The sequence below is a fragment of the Gemmata algarum genome (assembly GCF_034097035.1).
GTDB classification, from domain to species: Bacteria; Planctomycetota; Planctomycetia; order Gemmatales; family Gemmataceae; genus Gemmata; species Gemmata algarum.
In genome coordinates, this window is record NZ_JAXBLV010000189.1 from 38,144 (window position 1) to 55,750 (window position 17,607).

Below are 17,607 nucleotides of genomic sequence, written 5' to 3' on the forward strand. Positions count from 1 at the left end.
TCGCTATCGGTGGGCGCCGGGGGCGCGGGAAAGGCGCCGGAGACAACCAGGAGACACTCATGCGTGTGTGGCCGGGGCGCCCGTATCCGCTGGGGGCGACGTGGGACGGGGCGGGTGTGAACTTCGCCGTGTTTAGCGAGCAAGCCACTGAAATCGATTTGTGTCTGTTCGACGGCCCCGGACTGGTCGAGACCCGCGTCCCGCTCCGCGAGCGGACCGACCAAGTGTGGCACTGCTACCTCCCGGACGCGCTCCCGGGGCAGCTTTACGGGTTCCGGGCGGCGGGGCCGTTCGAGCCCGAAAAGGGGCTGCGGTTCAACCCTCACAAGCTCCTCTTCGATCCGTACGCGAAGGCCGTGGGCCGCGGGCTGACGTGGCACGACGCGCTGTTCGGCTACACCATCGGCCGCGACGACACGACCCTCGACGCCCGTGACAGCTCCGCGTTCGCGCCGCTGGCCGCGGTGGTGGACGGCGCGTTCACCTGGGACAGCGACCGCCGGCCCAACCACCCGTGGCACGAGACGCTGATTTACGAGCTTCACGTCAAGGGCTTCACGCAGCGCATGCCCGGCGTGCCGGACCGCATGCGCGGCACCTACGCGGGCATCGCGTCCGAGGCCGCGCTCGACCACCTGCGGCAGCTCAACGTCACCGCGGTCGAGCTGCTGCCGGTCCACTACCGCGTGGACGACCGGCACCTGATGGAAAAGGGGCTCACGAACTACTGGGGGTACAACACGCTGGGGTTCTTCGCCCCGGACCCGCGGTTCAGCACCGACCCGGGCGACCCGGGCGCCGCGGTGCGCGAGTTCAAGAGCATGGTGCGGTCGCTCCACGCGGCCGGCATCGAGGTGATCCTCGACGTGGTGTACAACCACACCGCCGAGGGCAACCAGATGGGGCCGACGCTCTCGTTCCGCGGGCTGGACAACGCCAGCTACTACTTCCTCTCGCCGGAAAGCCCGCGCTACTACATGGACTTCACCGGGTGCGGGAACAGCCCCAACATGCAGCACCCGCGCGTGCTCCAGCTCATCATGGACAGCCTGCGGTACTGGGTCGAGGAGATGCGGGTCGACGGGTTCCGGTTCGACCTCGCCCCCACCCTGGCGCGGGAGCTGGCCGAGGTGGACAAGCTCGGGTCGTTCTTCGACATCATCCACCAGGACCCGGTGCTGTCGCGGGTGAAGCTGATCGCCGAGCCGTGGGACATCGGCCCGGGCGGGTACATGGTCGGCAACTTCCCGGTCGGGTGGACCGAGTGGAACGGCGAGTACCGGGACGCGGCCCGCTCCTTCTGGGCGGGCCGGGACGTGCCCACCAAGACGCTGGCGCACCGGCTCACCGGCTCGGGCGACCTGTACGAGCGCACCGGCCGCCGCCCGTACGCGAGCATCAACTTCGTGACCTGCCACGACGGGTTCACGCTGCGCGACTTGGTGAGTTACGAGCATAAGCACAACTGGGCGAACGGGGAAGACAACCGGGACGGCGGCAACGACAACCACAACTGGAACTGCGGTCACGAGGGGCCGACCGACGATACCAAGGTGCTCGCCCGCCGCGCCCGGCAGCGCCGCAACATGTTCGCCACGCTGATGCTCAGCCAGGGCGTGCCGATGGTGCTGGCGGGCGACGAGCTGGGCCACACGCAGCAGGGCAACAACAACACGTACTGCCAGGACAACGAGCTGACCTGGCTCGACTGGGAGGCGGCCGACCGGGAATTCCTCCGGTTCGCGCGGGCGGTCGCGCAAATCTGGCGGGACCAGCCCGTTCTCAAGCGGCGGACGTTCTTCCAGGGCCGTGCGATCCGCGGCGCGGGCGTCGCGGACGTGTCGTGGTTCCGCCCCAGCGGGCACGAGCTGACCGACGCGGAGTGGGAGGAGCCGCACAAGTGCGTGGGGATGCGCCTGGCGGGCGACTGCATCCGCGAGGTCGACGAGCGGGGCGAACCCATCCGCGGCGATACGCTGCTGGTGATCATGAACGCGAGCTCGAAAACGGTCCGGTTCGTGCTACCGGCAACGAACCCCGAGCACGTGTGGGAACTGCTGTTCGACACGGCCGACGACTGTGCCCCGGCTGTAACGCTCGCGGGCGGGGAACGGTACGAGTTAAAGGACCACACGCTGGCGGTGCTCCGCACGCGGCCCCAGGCGCCCCCGACCGCGGAGGTGGCCGCGCTGCTGCGGGCCGCCCGGCGCGTGGTGTAAGGAGCCGCGATGGGAGTCGGTAACCTGATGGCCATGCCCGCACACATCACCGCCACGTGGCAGGCGGCCGCCCCGCCCGAACCGCCCGCGCCGCACCGGGGCGCGTCCGAGGAACCGACGGCCGCGCCCGACGTGTCCCCCTACGGGCCGGTGCTCCAGTACGTCACCGCCTTCTGGGACCGGCTGTTCCGGTTCCACCCGCACGACGAGGGCACCCTGATCGGCCTGCCGCGGGCCTACGTGGTGCCGTCGGTAGACCCGGTGCGCCCGCTGTTCCAGGAGATGTACTACTGGGACAGCTACTTCAGCGCGCTGGGGCTGGTCGGCACCCTGCACGAGTGGCTGGTGTTCGACCTCGCCGAGAACATGGCCGCGCTGGTGGAGCGGTTCGGGTTCATCCCGAACGGGACGCGGTACTACTTCACCTCCCGGAGCCAGCCGCCGTTCTTCACCAAGATGTACCGGCTCGCGCACGAGCTGAAGGCGGCCCGCGGCGACGCCGACGCCGACGAGTACCTGCGCCACATGACCCGGCTCGGGGTGCGCGAGCACGAGACGTGCTGGCTGGGCGAGAAGCACCCGCACGAGCGCCGCAAGTACCGCGGGCTGTCGCGGTACCACGACATCAACTACAGCCACTTCCTGGCGTCGTGCGAGAGCGGGTGGGACCACTCCACGCGGTGCGACGGCACCGAGCCGGGGGCCGAGGCCGGGCGCTGGATGGACTTCCTGCCGGTGTGCCTGAACAGCATCCTGTACGCCCGCGAGGTGGACTTCGCGTGGGCGTTCGCGAGGCTCGGCGCGGCCACCGAGGCGGACTACTGGCACCGGGCCGCGGAAGAGCGCGCCGCGACCATGAACGAGCTGATGTGGGACGAGGGCCAAGGGTTCTTCTTCGACTTCGACTGGAAGGCCGAGCGCCGGTCCCCGTGCGCGTCCCTGGCCGGGTTCTACCCGCTGTGGGCCGGGTTCGCGACGCAGCGCCAGGCGGAGGTGATCGTCGAGCGGTGGCTGCCGCAGTTCCTCCTCCCGGGCGGTCTGGTGACCGCGCTCGACTCCCACCCCGGGCGGCAGTGGGCGTACCCGAACGGCTGGGCGCCGCTCCAGTGGCTCGCGGCGACCGGCCTTGAGCGGTACGGCTTCAAGGCCGAGGCGAACGAGGTGCGGCGGCGGTGGTGCGACACCTGCACCTACGCGTTCACGAAAGCCGGCACGCTGGCAGAGAAGTACAACGTGGCCGACCCGCACGCCGAACCCGAACACGGGTTGTACGGACTGGTGCAGGGGTTCGGGTGGACCAACGGCGTGTTCGTGGACTTCGCCCGCTCGCTCGCCAGCACCTGAGCCGGTTCGCGGGGTTGCGCGGCGCGTTCGGCGCCGCCCGACCTGTTGCCAAAACGGAATGGCCCGTTCCCGTTCAGCGTCGCGCCGATGGTTGAGCAATTGGCACATCAGGTATTCCCCTGCCCCATTTCCGCCGTTTGGTAGTTCTCGAAGTCCAAAGGCCGCTTCCGTTGACCCATGCGAAGCCGCTGAAACCGGGTAGTCAGCCGAAACGCCAATCGCGATCACACAGGCCGATCGAATCACAAGTAATTTCCGCCAAATGACTTACCGCACCCTACTTGTGCGTCTCGCAACGGGTTTTGGTTGGCACCGGAAACCGCGCCCGGGTCTTGGGACCCGGGTTTCGGTGGTAGCGATCACCCAGTGATTCGGTAGCGAACGGGCAGCGAGCCGCCTCTCGATGTCCAGTCGGCGTACCGTCGGTTGTCGGGCGGTTCCGGTCTTCCGCGTTGCTCGCGGAGTCAGCGGGCGTTGCTCCGGACACCACAACTCCCTTTGCCACACGGTTTCGTGACCGCCCGCGAAGCGAGCGGACCATACGGAAGACCGGAACCGTCCGACAACCGCCCTAAAACTCGGTCCGAAGTCTTGTCGCTACTCGGCTGATGGCACGGCCGGTTCTGGCGGGCTCAGTTCGCTCGCCGCGGTCCCCCGAGCGGGCAGACCGTCACTGTAGCGCAGGGCGACCGACGGTTTACCCGTTTTGCGGAACGCGAGTATTTCGGGGTGCTCCTCCGCGTAAGCCGCGAGCTTGTCACTGTCCCAGGTCACTGGCGGGGAGCGGTACGTCACTTTGATCGCTCCCGCGCCGACGCTCCGGCCGAGCGAGAGCACCAGCTCGCGCAGCTCCTGCTCCGCCTGCGCGGCCTCGGCACTGGCGGCCTGGATCTGCTCCGCGAACGCGGCGTCCACCTCGTCGAGTTGGTCGCGGATGGTGGCCAGCACGGCGGTCCGGGCGTCGCGGTACTCGGCGTCGAGCAGCAGCGACTTCGCCCGGGCCGCCTGGAGCGCGTGCAGCCGGTCCGACACGAGCGCGGCAACGTCCCGCTCCCGCATCACCTTGACCCACGCCCGCTCGAAGTCGCTGGCCGGGTCGCCCTCGCCCCGGGCGACCCGGACGAACTGCTCCTGGCTCGGCGTGGTGGGCCGAATCGCACCCGAAACAAGTGCCTCCATCCACCGGCCGTACTTGGTGAGCAGTTCGCGCTCCGCGGGGGTGAACGACTCCCCCGGCGGGACGAAGAAGTCGTGACGGGCGAGGTACGCGGCGTGGTCTTCGGGGTGCAGCATGGTTCCGGTCCCGTGAACGGTCGGCGATTCCGCCGGCACCGTAGCACATCGGGTTTGCGACCACAACGACCGCGGGCGCTACAATAAGCCCCGTCTGCCCTACGGAGCCGCACGTGATTTTGAGCAGCCTCCGCGCCCGCGCCCGCATCCCGGAGCTGATGGACGATCCCGCCATCGACCCCGCCGAACACCGGCACGCGCTGGAGGGGTTACGTCGGCTGAACCGGGCCAGCGACAGCGCCGGCGTGTTGTGGCCCGCCATCGCGGAACTGTCCGCCCGGCTCGGGCGACCGGTGAATGTGCTGGACGTGGCGACCGGAAGCGGCGACGTGCCCCGCGGGTTGCTCCGGCGCGCGGAGCGAGCGGGCGTGGGACTCGAAATGGCCGGGTGCGACATCAGCCCCACGGCGCTCGACGAAGCCGCCCGACAGGCGCCCGGCGTCCGGTTCTTCCGGCACGATGCGTTACACACCCGGCTGCCGACGGGCTTCGACGTGGTGACATGCTCGCTGTTCCTCCACCACCTGAGCGAGGACGAAGCGATCGCCTTACTGGCGAACATGGAAAACGTCGCCGAACACCTAGTGCTGGTGAACGATCTCGCGCGCTCGCGGTTCAACTACTGCGGGGTGTGGCTCGCGTGCCACCTGCTGACCCGGTCGCGGGTGGTGCGGTTCGACGGGCCGGCGTCGGTGCGGTCGGCCTTCACGCCCGCTGAGGCGCTCGTTCTGGCCCGCCGCGCCGGGCTGAGCGGCGTGACTGTGCGGGGCCGGTTCCCCGCCCGGTTCCTTCTGTCATGGAGCCGCCAGTGACTTACGACGCCGTTGTCATCGGGGCCGGTCCCGCCGGGGCAGTCGCGGCGCGCGAACTGGCCCGGCGCGGCTGCTCCGTGCGGCTCGTCGATAAGGCACACTTCCCGCGGCCGAAGGTGTGCGGGTGCTGTCTCAACGGGTCCGCGGTCGGCACGCTCCGGCGGCTCGGGTTAGGGGACGTTCTGGGCCGCGGGGTGCCGCTCCGAAACGTGCGCATCGGGGCCGACCGACGCGCCGCGGTCGTGAACCTGCCCGGCGGGGTGGCACTGTCGCGCGAGGTTCTGGATGTCGCCCTGATTCGCGAGGCCGAGAAGGCTGGCGCGCGGCTGTCAGAAGGCGTTACCGCGAAACCCGGCGCCGCGGGCGAAGTGTACCTCGGGGCCGAGAGCGTCGGCGCAAAGGTCACGATCGTTGCCTCGGGGCTGACGGGTAGCGACGCGCGCCCCGAACCGGGGGCGCGCGTCGGTGCCGGAGTGGTCGTGCCCGCGGAGGCGGCCCCGGCGTTCTTCACCCCCGGCACCATCTTCATGGCCACGGGAAGCGGCGGGTACGTCGGGCTGGTGCGCGTCGAGGACGGGCGACTCGACGTGGCCGCGGCGTTCGACGTGTCGTTCGTGAAGTCGCAGGGCGGACTCGGCCCCGCAGCCGCGGCGGTGCTGGGCGCGGTCGGGTGGCCGGTCCCGCCCGGGCTGGTGGAACTTCCGTGGAAGGGCACCCCGGCGCTCACCCGCCGCCCGGAGCGATTGGCGGGCGAGCGGTGGTTCGCCATCGGCGACGCCGCCGGCTACGTGGAGCCGTTCACCGGTGAAGGCATGGCTTGGGCGGTCGCGTCCGCGGCGGCGGTCGCTCCCATCGCGGCACGCGGCGTGCTGCATTGGTCCCCTTCCCTGGTCCGCGAATGGGAAGCCGCGCACCGGCGTGCCGTCGGGCGCCGGCAGCACACCTGTCGAATCGTGTCGCAGGTGCTGCGCTCGCCCGCACTGACGACGGCCGCCGTCCGCGTGTTGCGGGCGTTCCCGTTTCTGTCCCGCCCGGTCGTAAGCGGTTTGAACCGCCCTGCCCCGTGCCCTCACGGTACACCCGCATGAGCTTTGCGATTCACGGCCTCGGCACCGCGCACCCGCCCGACCCGGTGACCGCGGACCAGGGGCTCGGGCTCGCACGCGCCCTCGCGGGGCCGGACGTGCGCACCTCGACGTGGCTCGGCCCGATCTACGCGAACTCCGGGGTGACGCAGCGCTTCCAGGTGATCGGCGGGCCGGTGGTGCGCGACGTGCTGAACGGCACCACGCACACGAACTCGCCCTTTCTCCCCACCACCGCCAACGACGGCGTCGGACCGACTACCGGTCAGCGGATGGCAATCTACGCCCGCGAGGCCGGGCCACTCGCCCTACGCGCGTCCCAGCGCGCACTGGCGGAGTCGGGCTTCGCGCCGGAATCGATCACGCACCTGGTGACGGTGTCGTGTACCGGCTTCGTCGCGCCAGGGGTCGATTTCGCGCTCATGACCGGGCTGGGGCTGAAGCCAACGGTGGCGCGAACGCACGTCGGCTTCATGGGGTGCCACGGGGCGCTGAATGGGCTGCGCGTGGCGAACGCCTTCGCGACCGCCGACCCCGCCGCCCGCGTGCTCGTGTGCGCGGTGGAACTGAGCAGCCTGCATTACTACTACGGCAGCGCCGCGGACAAGCTGATTGCGAACGCGATCTTCGCGGACGGCGCGGCGGCGGTGGTCGGAGGGAGCGTGGGGGGAAGCCCTTTCCCACTGACGCTCGTCGCGTCGGGTTCTTGCCTGATCCCGGACTCGGCCGCCGATATGGGCTGGACGGTTGGCGATCACGGGTTCGAGATGTCCCTGTCGCGGCGCGTCCCGGGGCAGATTGCGGCGCACCTGCGGCCGTGGCTCGAAGCGTGGCTGGCCGACAACGGGCTCGCGCTCGCGGATGTCGGGAGTTGGGCGGTCCACCCGGGCGGGCCGAAGATCGTCAGCGCCGTCGGCGAGTGCCTGGGGCTGTCGGCCGAGGCGCTGGCGCCGTCGCTCGGCGTGTTCGCGTCGAACGGCAACATGTCCAGCCCGACCGTGCTATTCATCCTCGAAAAGCTGCGCGCGGCCGGCGCCCCGCGGCCCTGCGTCGCGCTCGGGTTCGGCCCCGGGCTGGTAGCCGAGGCGGCGCTGTTCATGTAGCAGTGCCTGACCGGACCGACCGGATGAAAGAACGCACTACCGGCGTCTGAAATCTCCAGACCGCGCCGCGGTATGAAGCCTTCTCGGGGGACGTTGCCCGCCCAGGGCGAGGGCCATGCGGCGCTTAATCGCGATGGGCGAAGGCAGTTTTGACAGGATCGACAGGATAAACAGGATTTAAAACCGATCTGTCTTCATCCTGTTTATCCTGTCGATCCTGTCAAAATACACGTGATCGGTGGTCGTGTCGCATTTCTTGACGAGCCGCGGCCGCTCGGGAGCAGGGTACAAACGCGCGATGGGGATGCGAAGGCCGTTTTTGACAGGATCGACAGGATAAACAGGATTTAAAATTGATCTGTCTTCATCCTGTTTATCCTGTCGATCCTGTCAAAAACGGCCTTCATATACGAGGCGTGCATCCCATGTCGTTACGATCCGCCTGAAAAGCGCGGACGGGTCTCGGCATCAGCCCGCGTACCCGATCGCGCGCAGCAACTCGGCGCTCAGCACGAACGGGCGCTTCGGGATCGTTTCCAGCCGGAACCGCGCAATCAAATCGCGCGCGCGCACCGGTTCCGGCCGATCGAGCCAGCCGCACGACCAACCCAGCAACCCGAGCAGAGCGTCCGGTTTAACGCCGGCGGAACGCAGCGCCGCGAGCCGCGTGTCGCCGTGGCGCTTGGCGAGCCGTCGTCCGTCCGCACCCACCACCAGCGGGACGTGGGCGAACGCCGGCGGGGCCAGCCCCAGCGCGCGGTACAGCAGGAGTTGCCGCGGTGTGGACGGGATGAGGTCGTCGCCGCGCACCACTTCCGTCACGCCCATCGCGGCGTCGTCCACCACGACCGCGAGCTGATAAGCCGGCGTGCCGGCGCTTTTCCACACCACGAAATCGCCGCCCGCGTGCTTCAGGTCGATGTGCTGTTCGCCCGCAAACAGGTCGGTGAACGCCGGGCTGTCGGCGACACGAAACCGCCACGCGAACGGTTTGCCGTCGCGTTGGAGTACGACCGCGTCCATCGCAGAACGGTGCGCACACGTCCCGGGGTAGGTGACCTCTTCTCCGGCGTGTGGGGCACTGGCCGCCGACGCGATGTCGGACCGCGTGCAGGTACACGGGTAAACCCGTTCGGCCTGCTTCAGGGTTTCGAGCGCGGCTTCGTAGAGCGGGAGTCGCGTCGTCTGGGTGACAACTTCACCATCCCAGTGGAGCCCGAGCCAGCGGAGGTCGTCGAGCGCCTGCTCCGCCGCGCCGGGCTTGACCCGCGGCGAGTCGATGTCCTCGATGCGGACCCGAACGGTTCCGCCGCCGGCCCGCGCCGCGAGCCACGCGACCAGGTACGTGCGGGCGTTCCCGACGTGCTGCGCGCCGGTCGGCGAGGGGGCCAGTCGGCCGGTGAGTGCGGTTGACATGCGCTCATCATAGCCGCCGTTGGGGTTGTGCGTTCGGTCCCGCAACGGCATGATCCGGCGCGGTTCGCCACTTCCCCCAGGAGGCGTCCATGTCGGGTCGAAGAACGTCCACGCTCACACTCGCGGTCGCGCTGCTCGTCGGAGCGGCCGGCGGCGCGGCGGCCCAAGAGCCGTTTCAAACGCCCCTCAACAGCGGGACCACGAACGGCGAGGGCACTGTCGTGCGCGCCGGAGACGGTGGCGTTTACCAGAGCGGTGATTACGCCTTCATCATTCAGGCACGGGCGATCACTCCGGCTTGCAAGGACCTGTCGCGGGTCACAACCGGCGGTTTCGGCTCATACTGCGCGAGCCAGTTTCAAGTGAAACAGGAGGACGGACCGCCGAAGGGGGTGGTGCCGGCTCCCGAGAACGCTCCAAGCACACGCGCCCCCAGGGGGTTGCAGTTCGGCCCGTCGCCCCGCGTGACCGCTGAGCGCGGCCAACCCAAGTTCCGGCACGTGGGCAGCTTGGTCGCTGGCGCCATTGCGGAGCGGGAGCAATGGGTGCCGCACGAAGACGCGGCTCAGAAATGGGGCGCCCGGCTTTCGATCGGCTGGGGCGGAACAACCGTATTCTCCGCCGCAGCGCCCCTGGACGACATCGCGCAGGTGATCCAACCGGTCGTCCCAAGCCTCGCGCAAATCACGACCGGCGGGTTCGGCTCGTACTGTGCGTGTCTCCTCCCGCCCCTCGACCGTGAACTCGAACCTGAAGACGTGCTCGGCGCGTTTGGTTCGTGGAGCGAGTTCCTGACCCGGGCCGCGACCTGCGGCACGGGCAACTTGCCCCGGGCCACGAAAGGCGGTTTCGGTTCGTACTGTGCGGTCTTGCTTCCGCGGTCCGTTGTTACTGGCCCACAGCGCGTGCTGTTGGTCCACGACGCGGGGGGGCGGGTCCACCTCGCGCCGGCCGAAGACGTGCTGGTGTTCTCAGATCCGGGAATACAGGCCCCGCCGCCGCCGACAAACCCGTATGATCACCGGCAACTGTTCGGCTGCCATCTGGGACTGTTCGGCAGCCAGAGGGACGCAACTCCGTCAGAAAAAACGTGTGATAAGGCGGCCTCCGTTCCGGCCGAAGTGGTGCCCACGTTCCGGCCGCTTCCGCCGGCGCCGCCCGGCGTGATTCGCACCGTTGCGGCCGTCGAAGACGCGGTGATGACGCCGCCGACGTGCCCCCCGTGCCCGCTGCCGAAGATCGCCCCGAACCCGCTCCTGGGAACGTGGTACCGCGACGTGCCCGCCGCGGGTTTGCAAGTGGTCGCGACCTTCGCACCCGACGAGTTGAAGTTGCGTGCAACCCAGACCGTGGACGGGCACACGGTCACGGTCACCGCCACCGTACACTACACGCTCACGCCGGATGGGTTGGTGTTCGGTGTCGTCACCAGCGCCGATGTGAGTACGAAGAGCGGCACGAAAGCCGGTTCACCCGACGCCGACTTTGCCGAACTGGCGCTGACCGTTCAAGGGCTCGCGGACATGCCCTTCTCGTGCCGCACCAAGATAACGTCCGCTGGACTGATGGTGAGCGGCTTGAAATACGGGCTATTGATGGCTCGGCGCGAGTCCGAGGAGTTCCAGGTCGCGTTCGGCGGGCTGTTCAAGTCCGCGAAGGACGGCAAGGTGCCCCCGCTCGCAAAGCTGAAGCCGAAGGCCGACAAGGCTCGCGGGGAACCGATTTTGGGGGCGGCCATTGGCGCCCTGATAGGTCGGCCGACGGGTGCCGCGCTCGGAAATCCGCCGTCGCTGGAACCGGGCGAGCGCGTCGGGGTCGATTTCAGCGCCGCCCCGCCGGCGAAGGCGCCCCCCGCCCCTCCGGCGTGCCCCACGCCGACTGACGCTGCGTCGTTCGGGCCGCCGTTCCTGACGAAGATCAAGGGCCTGGACCCGTACAGTCCGCAAGCGGTTCCGGCCGTTCCGCCTCCCGCGCCGGCGCGCCAGCCGGGGGTCTCGGAAGACAGCACCAAGCAGATGGCGCTGGAGGCTTTCGGCCAACTACTCCAACAGAGCGGCGTGGTGTGCCCAACCGGTGGGATGGTCACGGGCACGGGCGGGGTGACGGTGCCCTCGGGACGGTGTGAACCTTGCCCGCAGAACACCGTCCCCTGCGACTCCGTCGCCACACAGGCCACGGTCGCCCCGCTGGCGGCACCGAAGACCGGGCCGGTCGGGACGTGGTACCGCGACATCGCGGGTAAGCAGTGCGTAGTGAAGGTGACCCCGGACCACCTCACCCTCACCGTCCACGACGCGCAAGAGGTGGACGGCAAGGTTTCGACCGCCAGCCTCGTCATCACGGCCGATTACCACCTCACCCGCGACGGGATCACCGCGCTGGGGCTCATCACGAGCGTGGACGTGAACTTCGAGGGCGACTTCCCGGCCGACGACTCGAAGCCGTTCTTCGAGATGCTCGGCGACCTGCAAAAGTCCCTCGAAGACAAGCCTCTCGCGCTGACGTTCCGCACCTACGGCGACTCGCTGGTGATCGGGAACGTGCGGATGCCGTCGGCGTCGGACCGGTTGGACGCGCAACCGGCCGGGTACATGGCCGGACGGTACAAGGCCGCCGGGGACAAGTTGCCGAAACCGAAACCGACCAAGATGCCGGCGGAGCCGAGGGCGTTCGTGCCGAACGGCCCGCCGCCGGGGTTGCCGGTCGGGGGCAACCCGGGTTCCTCGCTCGGGCAACCGCTCGCCGCCCCCGGAGGGTTCTTACCGCCCCCGGGAAGCGCGTACCCGGCCACCGGACCCGCGTTCCCCCCACCGCTCCCGTCGTCGAACAGCGACCTGCTCCCACCGCAGCAGATCCCGTCGGCCCCGCCCGCGCGGGTGATCCCGTCGAGCGGTGAGGACTCGTGGGTGCCCCCGATGGCCCCGCCAGCCAAACCCGGGCCGGTACGGCCGGTGATCGAGGGCGAAGAATCGAGAACAAAGGGGACGTTTAACCCGAATACTAGCGGGCTGTTGTTCCGGTCGGAAAGTGGTGACCTCCACCAGATCCAGAACGAGTGGCGCCGGTTCTGGTTCGACGACCGGCCGAGCGAGCCGACGCCGGAGCGAATTCACGGCCGCATCTACTGATCAGCGTTCAGAGTGTGATTTTGCCGGTACGCGTGCGGGGGCGGTGAGGGGCAACAAGTACCTTCACCGCCCCGCACGTGTACCGGGGCCTGCTGGGCATGGTTGATGACAGATGAAGATTCTGTGAGAGGCTGCTCCCCTACTGCAATTCCGTCCGAATCGCACGCATATTAAACTGACTTCCACCTTCCGGAGGACGGCCTCATGCTGAACTGGATCAGGCGGCGGCTCGCCAAGTCCGCTGCGTCCGCCGTCTTGACCGATCCGGCACCGGTGGACATTCCGCACGACAAGATCGCGGCCCGCGCGGCGGAAATCTGGGACCGGAAGGGACGCCCACACGGTCAGGACGTACAGAACTGGATGGAGGCCGAGGCCGAACTGCGGACCGAGTTCGCCGCCCGCCCGCACCCTGAACCGTCGCCGCGAAAGCCCCGATGACGCTCGCGTTCCGCCACCGTCCGGTCCCACCCTCCCCGCTGAGCCGGTGGGATGGCCGGTGGAAGCTCGCCGCCGTCCTGCTCACCGTGGCCGCAATCGCCGCGCTCGACCGGCTGGCTCCCGCAGCCGCAGCGCTGGGGCTGGGGTTGGGGTTGCTCGCACTGGCCCGGCTCCCGGGCTCCTGGGTCCGCCCCCGGTTGCTCGTTTTCGCGGCCTCGGCCCTCCCCTTCCTCCTCGTGCTGCCGTTCACCCTGGACGGCGCCGGCTGGGATGTCGGCCCGGTCCACGTCTCCGAGCGCGGGCTGCTCGTCGGGCTCGCGGTGCTGTGCCGGGGGCTCGCGATCGGCAGCCTCGCACTTCTCCTGGTGGGCACCGCGCCGCTCCACCACACGCTCGCCGCGGCGCACAAGCTCAAGATGCCGGGGCTGCTGGTTCAACTCACGGTCCTGGCCTACCGCTACACCTTCTTGCTGGCGGACGAGTTGCGCCGGCTCCGGGTCGCCATGCGCACCCGCGGGTTCCGCGTGAGCGCCGACCGCCACGGCTACCGCGCGCTCGGGCACGCGACCGGGGCGCTGCTCGTGCGCGGGGCCGATCGCGCCGACCACGTGGCCGCCGCGATGCGGTGCCGCGGGTTCGACGGCACATTTCACACACTTTTAGGATTTCGTACTACCGCCAGCGATATCATCTCCTTTGCGGCCCTCGTCGCCGCGGCCGTCGCCCTTGTGCTGTGGGACCGCGCTTAATGCGGAACGCGGAACTCGCTACCCGTACCGAAACGATCGAACGCCCCGCCGGCTTGGCTCCTCGCGCTCTGCCCCCCGCACTCCGCGCGTCCGTACTGTCACACCGATACGCGGACGGCCGCCCGGCACTCGAAGGCGTCTCGTTCGATCTGGAGCCCGGGGCGTGCGTCGCCATCGTCGGGCCGAACGGCGCCGGCAAAACGACGCTGTTCCTGCGGCTGTGCGGCGTGCTGAACGGCAAACCGGGGCAGGCGTCCGTCAGCGGGCTCGACCCCGCGATCCCGGAACACCGGAAAAAGTTGCCGGAGGTGGTCGGGGTGGTGTTCCAGAACCCCGACGATCAGCTCTTCAGCCCCACCGTCGCCGAAGACGTGGCGTTCGGCCCGCTGAACATGGGCCACCCGCCCGAGGAAGTGCGGGCGCGGGTGGCGGACGCGCTCGGCGCGGTCGGGCTGTCCGGGGCCGGTGAGCGGGTGCCGTTCCAGCTCTCCGGAGGGGAGAAGCGCCGGGCCGCGCTCGCCGGTGTGCTCGCGATGCGGCCCGCCGTGCTGCTGCTCGACGAGCCGAGCATGTTCCTCGACCCGCGCAGCCGGCGCGAGCTGATCGGGCTGGTGCGTGACCTCCCCGGGACGAAGCTCATCGCCACCCACGACCTCGACCTCGTTCTGGACACTTGCCCGCGGGTGCTGGTGCTGGACGCCGGCCGGATCGCGGCCGACGGCCACGCCGAAAAGCTCCTGGCGGACCCGGAATTGATGGAGCGCCACGGGCTGGAGGTGCCGTACCGGCTCCGCTGAGCGGCCCGGATTTCGGGAATCTGGCGACCGGTTCTGCATCATATATTGAACGGACCGTCGGTTCCGCCATTCACCCCGTGCGCCACACCATGCCTTCCACCCTGCTCGCCGAACCGCCGCTGAACCCCGTTCACGAGGTCTTTCACGTCGATCGCGTCCTGCGGCCGAGCGAAACCGGGCCGCAGCGCAAGCACAAGATCATTGCGGTGCTGCCCGCCTACAACGCCGAACAGACGCTCGCGGCCACGATCGCCGATTTCCCGGCGGGGTGCGTCGACGAAATCCTGCTCGTGGACGACGGGAGCAAGGACAACACCGTCGCCATCGCCCGCGAGATGGGGCTGACGGTCATCGTCCACGAGAAGAACACGGGCTACGGCGGCAACCAGAAGACGTGCTACAAGTACTGCCTGGACAACGGCGCCGACGTGGTGGTGATGATCCACCCGGACTACCAGTACGACGCCCGGGTGATCCCGCACGCCGTCGGGATGATCGAGCTGGGCATATGCGACGTGATCCTCGGGAACCGCGTCCGCAGCCGGGCCGAGGCGCTGAAGTGCGGGATGCCGTGGTGGAAGTACGTCAGCAACCGCGGGCTGACCGCGTTCGAGAACCTGTTCCTGGGGCAGAACCTGGGCGAGTTCCACTCGGGCTTCCGGGTGTACCGCCGCAGCGTGCTGGAAACGATCCCGTTCGAGCGGAACAGTAACGACTTCGTGTTCGACACGCAGTTCCTGGTTCAGGCGGTCCACTTCGGGTTCCGCCTCGGCGACATCCCCGTTCCCGTCCGCTACTTCGACGAGGCGAGCCAGATCAACTTCCGGCGCAGCACCAAGTACGGCCTCCAGACGCTCACCGCCGTGGGCCGCTACTGGCTCAACAAGTTCGGCTGGAAGAGCGACCTGTTCCGGCCGAAGGGCCCGCCCGCGCGCGACACGTGAGCACACGGACCGAACAGGCTCGCCCTCCGTCTGATTACATGCACCTGCCGCGTGCAACCGGTAAGAATGCCTCACATCGAAGTGCCCGCGCCCATCCTCCTTCAAATCCCCGGGGCCGAATGGAGCCCCCATCGGCCCGGCCGTGAGTACGCCCCGCGGCGCGAGGCGCAGTGCGGTTAGGCGTCACTTGAAGGCGAGTATTATCGCGATGGTTCCCCAAAGCAGGACGGCCAGACTGCTCAGGATCAGACCGAACAGCGCGCGGAGGTTGCTCGTGACGCCCCCGTAGGTGTCCGTTTTCTTCCACCGGCGGACGGCGACGACGCCGCAGACGAGCGCCGGGACGGCGAACACCAGTCCGACGATCGGGAGGCACAGCCCGATCAGCCCCGCGTACAGTGAGATGATGGCGTACGCGCTGCCGCCCGGGATGATCAGTTCGGTCGCTTCGAATTCGTCCGCCGGCGGTCGCCGGCGCGGGCGGCGACCGCCACGGCGGTCGTCGTCACGGCGCCGCTCCCGCGGGCGGTAGCGGTCTTCATCGTCGTCCTCCGGCCCATCGTTCATTATCACACCCTTGTTTGTCCCGCCGTCCTAAAAGCCCGTCGCCGAACCGGCATTTCCCGCGACCCGTCTCCGGTCGCGGTTCGGCCCCACACAGGATTTGTCGGCACGTCACCACACGCTATCGTGACCTCTGGACCACGTCCCATTTTCCAGAGGACCGGCCATGAGACCGCTGTCACTCACGTTACTCGCTCTCGTGGCGCCCACCGCCGCCGGGGCCGACCTGCCTCGAAGTGCCCCCGAAGCCCAGGGCGTCTCGTCACCGGCGGTTCTAGCGTTCGTCGAAGCGGCCGACAAGGACATCGACGCGCTGCACAGCTTCATGCTCGTGCGCCACGGCCGCGTCGTCGCCGAGGGCTGGTGGGCGCCGTACACCGCCGGGGCGCCGCACATGCTGTTCTCGCTCAGCAAGAGCTTCACCTCCACGGCGGTGGGTCTGGCCGCGGCCGAGGGGAAGCTGAGCGTCGATGACCCGGTGCTCCAGTTCTTCCCGAACGACGCTCCGGCGGACCCGTCGGCCCACCTGAAGGCGATGCGCCTGAGCGACCTGCTCCGCATGTCGACCGGGCAACAGGCCGAGCCGGCACGCAAGCCGACCGAGCCGTGGGCCAAAACGTTCCTGGCGCAGCAGGTGCCGTTCAAGCCGGGCACCCACTTCCTGTACAACACCTCGGCCACCTACATGCTCTCGGCCGCGGTGCAGAAGGCGACCGGGCAGACCACCCTCGACTACCTCAAGCCGCGCCTGTTCGAGCCGCTCGGGATCGCGAACCCCACCTGGGAGCTCAGCCCGCAGGGGATCTCGACCGGCGGGTACGGGCTCAGCGTCCGGACCGAAGACATCGCCAAGTTCGGCCAGTTGTACCTACAGAAGGGGAAGTGGAACGGGAAGCAACTCGTGCCCGAAGCGTGGGTCTCGGCCGCGACCGCCCGGCAAACGTCCAACGGGAGCAACCCCAAGAGCGACTGGGACCAAGGGTACGGCTACCAGTTCTGGCGCTGCCGGCACGGCGCGTACCGCGGGGACGGCGCGTTCGGCCAGTACTGCATCGTGCTGCCCGAACAGGACGCGGTCGTCGCCATCACGGCCGGCGTGCGCGACATGCAGGCCGTGCTGAACCTGGTGTGGGACAAGCTCCTCCCGGCCTTGAAAGACGCTCCGCTCGCGGCCGACGAAGGGGCCGCCCAGAAACTCGCGGGCGCCCTGAAAGCCCTCTCGGTCCGGCGGCCCGAGGGCAAGGGACCGGGTCCCAAGGTGACGGGCAAGAAGTACATGTTCCCGGCCAACGACGGCAAGCTCGCGGCGCTGACGCTCGAACGCGGAGCAGGCGACGAGGTGACGCTGGTGGCTCAGGTTGCGGGCGCCGAGCGGCGAATCGAGTGCGCGAGCACGGGGTGGAAGTCGGGGCGCGTGGCCTGGGGCCGGCAGCCCGAACAACCGGCGGCTGCGGCCGGGGCGTGGACCGCAGACGACACGTTTACGGCGAAGGTGTGCTTCACCGAGACCCCGTTCGTCCTGACCCTCCGGTTGAAGTTCACCGGGGCCGAGGTGCGGGTCGAACCGGAGTGGAACGTGGGTTTCGGCCCCACGAAAGAGCCCGCGCTCGTCGGGAAGCAATGACCGCACCCGGAAATCCGGGGCACGTTCCAGACGCGCGCCGGTTCGCGGCCCCGAATCGGCGAATCGCGCAGCCCGCGACGCTGAGCCC

14 protein-coding genes are annotated in these 17,607 nt (G+C 69.0%); 11 read left to right on the forward strand and 3 right to left on the reverse strand.

The features are described from left to right. Positions 1–59: 59 nt before the first annotated feature. Together glgX and R5W23_RS18525 are read left to right on the forward strand one after the other, a co-directional pair. The gene (gene glgX / locus R5W23_RS18520) at positions 60–2,219 is read left to right on the forward strand and encodes a glycogen debranching protein GlgX (RefSeq protein WP_320687565.1); all 2,160 of its coding nucleotides are present in this window, start codon (positions 60–62) and stop codon (positions 2,217–2,219) included. A gap of 9 nt (positions 2,220–2,228) precedes the next feature. After that, the gene (locus R5W23_RS18525; RefSeq protein WP_320687566.1) at positions 2,229–3,563 is read left to right on the forward strand and encodes a trehalase family glycosidase; all 1,335 of its coding nucleotides are present in this window, start codon (positions 2,229–2,231) and stop codon (positions 3,561–3,563) included. 597 nt (positions 3,564–4,160) lie between these two features. Here the strand turns inward: R5W23_RS18525 and maoP are convergent. Beyond that, complete coding sequence (gene maoP / locus R5W23_RS18530) at positions 4,161–4,856, reverse strand: DUF413 domain-containing protein (RefSeq protein WP_320687567.1); 696 nt, start codon at positions 4,854–4,856, stop codon at positions 4,161–4,163. Between the two features lie 113 nt (positions 4,857–4,969). Here maoP and R5W23_RS18535 point away from each other — a divergent pair, with 113 nt between their 5' ends. Genes R5W23_RS18535 through R5W23_RS18545 form a run of 3 tightly spaced genes read left to right on the forward strand, consistent with a single transcriptional unit; the run spans position 4,970 to position 7,856 of the window. Continuing rightward, complete coding sequence (locus R5W23_RS18535) at positions 4,970–5,668, forward strand: methyltransferase domain-containing protein (RefSeq protein WP_320687568.1); 699 nt, start codon at positions 4,970–4,972, stop codon at positions 5,666–5,668. Beyond that, positions 5,665–6,756, forward strand: a complete 1,092-nt coding sequence (locus tag R5W23_RS18540; RefSeq protein ID WP_320687569.1) for an NAD(P)/FAD-dependent oxidoreductase — start codon at positions 5,665–5,667, stop codon at positions 6,754–6,756. The genes R5W23_RS18535 and R5W23_RS18540 overlap by 4 nt, the downstream gene beginning before the upstream one ends. After that, a complete protein-coding gene (locus R5W23_RS18545) occupies positions 6,753–7,856 on the forward strand; it encodes a type III polyketide synthase (RefSeq protein ID WP_320687570.1) in 1,104 nt (367 codons plus the stop codon). The genes R5W23_RS18540 and R5W23_RS18545 overlap by 4 nt, the downstream gene beginning before the upstream one ends. Before the next feature lie 468 nt (positions 7,857–8,324). Here the strand turns inward: R5W23_RS18545 and gluQRS are convergent, their stop codons facing one another. After that, positions 8,325–9,272, reverse strand: coding sequence for a tRNA glutamyl-Q(34) synthetase GluQRS (gene gluQRS / locus R5W23_RS18550; protein ID WP_320687571.1), 948 nt, complete (start codon positions 9,270–9,272; stop codon positions 8,325–8,327). Between the two features lie 89 nt (positions 9,273–9,361). On the opposite strand from gluQRS, the gene R5W23_RS18555 reads away from it, so the two are divergent. The 5 genes from R5W23_RS18555 (at position 9,362) to R5W23_RS18575 (ending at position 15,331) form a co-directional block, all read left to right on the forward strand. Beyond that, positions 9,362–12,400 (forward strand): hypothetical protein, encoded by a 3,039-nt coding sequence (locus R5W23_RS18555; protein WP_320687572.1) that lies wholly within the window; start codon positions 9,362–9,364, stop codon positions 12,398–12,400. A gap of 204 nt (positions 12,401–12,604) precedes the next feature. Next, entirely contained in the window at positions 12,605–12,841 is a 237-nt protein-coding gene (locus R5W23_RS18560; protein WP_261184334.1) for a DUF2934 domain-containing protein, read from the forward strand. Continuing rightward, the gene (gene cbiQ, locus R5W23_RS18565) at positions 12,838–13,590 is read left to right on the forward strand and encodes a cobalt ECF transporter T component CbiQ (protein ID WP_320687573.1); all 753 of its coding nucleotides are present in this window, start codon (positions 12,838–12,840) and stop codon (positions 13,588–13,590) included. The genes R5W23_RS18560 and cbiQ overlap by 4 nt, the downstream gene beginning before the upstream one ends. After that, entirely contained in the window at positions 13,590–14,387 is a 798-nt protein-coding gene (locus R5W23_RS18570) for an energy-coupling factor ABC transporter ATP-binding protein (RefSeq protein WP_320687574.1), read from the forward strand. Before cbiQ ends, R5W23_RS18570 begins: the two co-directional genes overlap by 1 nt. 89 nt (positions 14,388–14,476) lie before the next feature. After that, the gene (locus R5W23_RS18575) at positions 14,477–15,331 is read left to right on the forward strand and encodes a glycosyltransferase family 2 protein (protein WP_320687575.1); all 855 of its coding nucleotides are present in this window, start codon (positions 14,477–14,479) and stop codon (positions 15,329–15,331) included. A 183-nt stretch (positions 15,332–15,514) separates the two neighbouring features. On the opposite strand, the gene R5W23_RS18580 is transcribed toward R5W23_RS18575, so the two are convergent. Continuing rightward, positions 15,515–15,898 (reverse strand): hypothetical protein, encoded by a 384-nt coding sequence (locus R5W23_RS18580; protein WP_320687576.1) that lies wholly within the window; start codon positions 15,896–15,898, stop codon positions 15,515–15,517. A 163-nt stretch (positions 15,899–16,061) separates the two neighbouring features. On the opposite strand from R5W23_RS18580, the gene R5W23_RS18585 reads away from it, so the two are divergent. Further along, positions 16,062–17,519: a serine hydrolase domain-containing protein gene (locus R5W23_RS18585; protein ID WP_320687577.1), complete on the forward strand. Its 1,458-nt coding sequence runs from the start codon at positions 16,062–16,064 to the stop codon at positions 17,517–17,519. Positions 17,520–17,607 lie beyond the last annotated feature (88 nt).